We start from the raw sequence: 4,440 nt of genomic DNA, 5'->3' as shown, positions 1-4,440 counted from the left end.
CTTCGATATAATTTGGTGGAACCTCTCGGAATCGAACCGAGTCCTAATGCTCTTCAGGCATCCGCGCGAACCCTCTACGCCAAAGTTCCAGAAATGAAAAAGGCCACGCCATGCGCAGCCTTGAATTTAGTGTGTAGATTTAGTTTAACTCCAGTAACAATAGAAACGTTTAGTTTTACCTGTTTGTTTCATTACAGAGCTTAATTTTTGTGCTCCAGCGCTTACATGCGTAAAACCATAACTATATTCATATCCAGCTTCACCACTTCCAACATCCTCTACTGACAAGCCAAGATTATAAGTATTACCATCAACAGTTATATAGAGATCTTTATTATCAAATAGATTAATTATATTCTGAAGGTTTTCTTTATTTGCCGCAGCAACATACCAAGAAATTTGGTTGCTAGATGGATCATCCTTATATTCAATCCAAGCAAACCGGGGAATATCTGTAATATTCACTGTATTATAAATAATATGTAGGCTTTCATAATCGTCTTTTGAATACCCCCACTCATTATTATCTGAATCAATTCCTAGTTTGACCTCAAAAGCTAGCATACTAGCAAACCAATCACATGCCATTAAATCTTCTTGTGTTGGAGTCCAAATTATTTCATCATTTTTATTAATCATCCAAACCTGAGGTGGAATAATTTTTCCATCCTTACTTGTTGATCCTGGGACAAGCTTTATATATTCATCATTCCAGCCATTGCGACGGACTGGATACCCTAAATATAACTGGATCATCGCCCACGGAAAAGAGCCAGTTGGTGCTATATTATTAATCTCAACTTTCTCTTTATATTGCTCAGGATCAAACGGACATTGTTTATTATCCAGCTTATTAACTTCAGACATAAATCCCTCACTTTATTATTCGTTAAAGGTCATTTCATCCTACTGCTAAATTGCCAGTTAATATTACTTAGGTTAGATTTTTATCTCAATTGAATAACCATCGTCAGAATTAATACGCTTTAAAATAGGGTGGCGTATTATAAAATCTGTCTATTGGTCGAGTGCGTGATTCAGTGAGTTGTATATTTGAAGTTTGGTGCTGGCAGAAAACTTATTTCCCGTTCGGCATCTTTCTTGCCGCCCAGTAACGATCATGTTCTTCTGGTGTCGCACTCTGGTCTTCAAAAGCATCGCCCATTTTCAAGCCATCCGGCAGTAACGCCCATGCGACGTAGAAATATCGAGGCTCAAACTCCTCACCTATCCATCGGTAGATACCGCTGTATTCTCCATCCCAGAAATTGACATAACCAATGTGCCAGCCATCGCAAGGATTCAAGACCAGCACCTCTTTGCCGTTCATATCCGGCGTGGGTTGTTCAGATGCAGGACGGATAACTAAAGATTCGGTGATTGGTGCAGACATTCATGCCTCCAGATAGCAAAAAACCCCGCCGAGGCGAGGTCTGAAGTTAATAAGCTGTGTGACATAGTTTTCACTCTTATCACGATATCATGATTTTTGCGTACGCGTTAATTTTTTTGTATGCTTTCCTCAGTTTCTTGCACTATGCACATAGATGTATAAATTATAAGGGTTTAAAATGGCCTCTCCTATCATCAAGTACGTTATAGTTCATGAGCTTATAAAAGAAGCAAAGAAAGATTTTGATTTTTCTCATCCGTATAACCTAAGGCGTAGCACACTTGATAAAACGAATCCTACGGTTGAAAAACTCATTAAAGAAATATCTGATCTATACGGCACAAAAGGAAACTCAGCTCATTATGGAGTTTTTAAATCAGAACAGGATGAAGAATTTATCCCATCAAAATTTGATGACTACTACCGTTCAGAAGACTGTACCGCAGAGTTGTTCGTTTCTCTATCCCATGAAGTTATGAGGGAGTTTGTAAAAAGAGCTAAAGAAGAACCTTGGTCATCTGGTGGGTTTATTGTATTTTGCGATTATTTTGTCAATGACTGCCGTTTTTTCCTTATTTCCATGATAAAGAAAAAGGACGGAGTGACAATAAGTCCAGCTTTAGAGCCTGAAGATATGATTCATCTTGACTTAACAAAAATAAACCAAGCCGCTAGGATAAATTTCTCTCTTTATGAAAAATATAAAAATGCCGATGAAATTCAAAAAACAGACCTTAGCTATTTAAGTTTTGTATGTAAGGGGAATGGGCAATCGGCTTCAGCTTACTTTATTGCAGCAATAGGGTGTGATAAAGGCATGGCATCAGCAAGAGCAACAACAAAACTCCCCAGTGAAGTTAAAAAGTTTTTTTTATCAAAAACAGAGCTGAAAGAACACGCATCCAAGTTTAGACAACAAGTCATTGAATATCTTGATGAGCAATCAAAAAGCGAAAAATCCGCTAAACTTAGCGATATTGAATCTATTGCTACATCGCATATGACATATATTGATTCTGAAGCTAGAAAGGATTTAATTTCAGAATTGATGAAACATCTTAATAGTGAGGAAATAAGAATACCTGTAGAGTTTGTTGTAAGCCAAAAATCACTAAAAAAGATCAAAAATGTCATTTATAAAGGTTCAGATCTCAGTTTTAATTTTGAAAAATCATTATTGGGCTCTACGGCGGATGATGATGTTTGGTATAATGAGGATACTGGGATATTAGCTTTCACAAATCTTCCTGCGGAATTTAGAACAAAAATAAGTAAAAATCTTAAATAAAATCAAAAATTAAGAGATGAACAGGATTAACAATGGCAAATTTTTCCACAATTGTGGAGCTATACAGAGCATCTTCAAAACCAAGTTTTGATGGTCGCTCTTTTTCTGCAACTGTTGAATTAACTGACAATGTCCATAAGCTAATCGCATCTCTCATTGAAGCCAAGGGAAGCTTTGGTTCTTTTGAAGACCTTGAGCTTGATGGTGAGCATATTGAAGAAGACGATATTCTTTCCCTTACAGAAGGTTCCATTTCCTATACATTTATTACACCAAAAAATAATGGCGCAGAAAGATTTTACAGGGAAGAAAAAGAATTTATAGGTATCAATTCCATTAAAAAAGGAACCATGCCTAATAATTATTATATAGCATCCATAGATTATTGCTCTCAAGATGATAAAAAACCTGATTTCATTTTAAAAATAGAAAAAACTTGCTCAATAATAAAATCACTTGCAGAAATAGCCCATTTTCATGATACCAAAAGTGAACTCAATAATTATCGCCTCGTCTTTGTGAGAAATTCAGATGCAAAATCAACCTCAATAGCTTTAGAAACATCTTTTTCTGAAAAAATGCTTGAGTGTGACCATATAGATGATGGTGTATTAAAAAACATTATAACTAATGACTCTTCTACAATGCCTCATTATGCAGAAAAAATAGGTATATTCAGAAATACTTTAGTAGAGTTTATATCAGAAAAAGATTATACATTTGAAATGTTAATCCAAAAATGGCCTGACTTTATTCACCTTTTTGAAAACAACCTTTCTACATATATGAGCGGCTTTTCATTTCACAAAGCCAGAAAAGAAGTAGCTACCGCTGAAGCTGAGTTTGCAGAAAAAATTTCAAAAATCACAAATGAATTAACAAATAAGGTGTTATCATTACCGGTATCCTTACTCGCATCGCTGGGTATTTTCAAGCTAACCAATTCTTATGAAATTCTTGTAATTTTATCAGGGATAATATTAACTTCCATTTTTGTTTTTCTTATTTTATTTAACCAAGAGAAGCAATTTTTTAGAATTTGTCATGCTAAAGATATTGCATTTAAACCATTTAATACAGAATCAATAAGGTACCCAGAAGACTTAAAGGTAGATATTAAAAATGCTCTTGATGAGCTAAATAATAACCAACGAATATGCCGCAGAACAATTCGTTTTTTTAAATTTCTATCTTGGGTACCAACCTTCGTTGCTATAGGAATATTCCTATATAAAATATTTTAATTCCATCCAGTAATCATACAAGCTGCACCTTCAATAAATCCTAAAGCAGTTTGAATATCCTTTCTCACCGTTCCATCTGAACACTTCCGCCGCTTCGCTATCTTTCTTAGCGATACACCATACACATAGTGTAATATCAGCAGTTCATATTCATCAGGCCGATGATTCTTCAACCTAGCAACACAGCCATCAACCATAATCCCTTCATCATCTGTACACTGAGGCCGTGATTTATTGGTGGATGGTAACAGCCCCTTGAATCCTGCTGCTATTGGTGACCAATCTACACCGCTATTATCTGCCGCAGCCCATGCTCCCCACTTCTCTAGCAGATAGTGGATATCGTTATCACGCATTATGCTGTCTCCTGCTGCTTTTTCACAAATTCCCGTTCTCTGGCTTGACAACCCTGTTGTAGCAGGTCGTTAAAATCCCCCAGATCGGGGTATCTGACGCTCACCTTTTCAATATCGTTGTTCGCCAGTAAATTTTTATTGGCACACGCATAGGCGGCC

Annotated in this window: 5 protein-coding genes and 1 tRNA gene; 2 read left to right on the top strand and 4 right to left on the bottom strand. The window is 36.2% G+C overall.

Going from position 1 to position 4,440, the window contains the following annotated elements:
- Positions 1-13: 13 nt before the first annotated feature.
- From Xhom_RS19665 to Xhom_RS19655, 3 genes are all read right to left on the bottom strand, one after another.
- A tRNA-Phe gene (locus tag Xhom_RS19665) sits at positions 14-89 on the bottom strand.
- 55 nt (positions 90-144) lie between these two features.
- Positions 145-867, bottom strand: coding sequence for a Thoeris anti-defense Tad2 family protein (locus Xhom_RS19660; protein WP_069316143.1), 723 nt, complete (start codon positions 865-867; stop codon positions 145-147).
- A gap of 211 nt (positions 868-1,078) precedes the next feature.
- Positions 1,079-1,393 carry a hypothetical protein gene (locus Xhom_RS19655; RefSeq protein WP_069316144.1) on the bottom strand — a complete coding sequence of 105 codons (315 nt, stop codon included), beginning with the start codon at positions 1,391-1,393 and terminating at the stop codon, positions 1,079-1,081.
- A gap of 178 nt (positions 1,394-1,571) precedes the next feature.
- Between Xhom_RS19655 and Xhom_RS19650 the strand changes: the two genes are divergently transcribed.
- On the top strand, positions 1,572-2,681 hold the full coding sequence (locus Xhom_RS19650; protein ID WP_069316145.1) for a nucleoid-associated protein: 1,110 nt from the start codon (positions 1,572-1,574) through the stop codon (positions 2,679-2,681).
- Between the two features lie 32 nt (positions 2,682-2,713).
- The gene (locus Xhom_RS19645) at positions 2,714-3,925 is read left to right on the top strand and encodes a hypothetical protein (protein ID WP_069316146.1); all 1,212 of its coding nucleotides are present in this window, start codon (positions 2,714-2,716) and stop codon (positions 3,923-3,925) included.
- On the opposite strand, the gene Xhom_RS19640 is transcribed toward Xhom_RS19645, so the two are convergent.
- Entirely contained in the window at positions 3,922-4,281 is a 360-nt protein-coding gene (locus Xhom_RS19640) for an antiterminator Q family protein (RefSeq protein WP_069316147.1), read from the bottom strand. The two genes, Xhom_RS19645 and Xhom_RS19640, sit on opposite strands and share 4 nt — an antisense overlap.
- Between the last annotated feature and the right edge of the window lie 159 nt (positions 4,282-4,440).

Origin of the sequence: Xenorhabdus hominickii, from assembly GCF_002632725.1 — a bacterium.
GTDB classification, from domain to species: domain Bacteria; phylum Pseudomonadota; class Gammaproteobacteria; order Enterobacterales; family Enterobacteriaceae; genus Xenorhabdus; species Xenorhabdus hominickii.
Note: the sequence above shows the minus strand (reverse complement) of the source record. Positions and strands in the feature narration are given on the sequence as shown.

Coding starts and splice junctions, on each gene's coding strand:
- Xhom_RS19655 (WP_069316144.1), bottom strand. CDS start 1,393: ATGTCTGCACCAATCACCGAATCTTTAGTTATCCGTCCTGCATCTGAA.
- Xhom_RS19650 (WP_069316145.1), top strand. CDS start 1,572: ATGGCCTCTCCTATCATCAAGTACGTTATAGTTCATGAGCTTATAAAA.
- Xhom_RS19640 (WP_069316147.1), bottom strand. CDS start 4,281: ATGCGTGATAACGATATCCACTATCTGCTAGAGAAGTGGGGAGCATGG.
- Xhom_RS19645 (WP_069316146.1), top strand. CDS start 2,714: ATGGCAAATTTTTCCACAATTGTGGAGCTATACAGAGCATCTTCAAAA.
- Xhom_RS19660 (WP_069316143.1), bottom strand. CDS start 867: ATGTCTGAAGTTAATAAGCTGGATAATAAACAATGTCCGTTTGATCCT.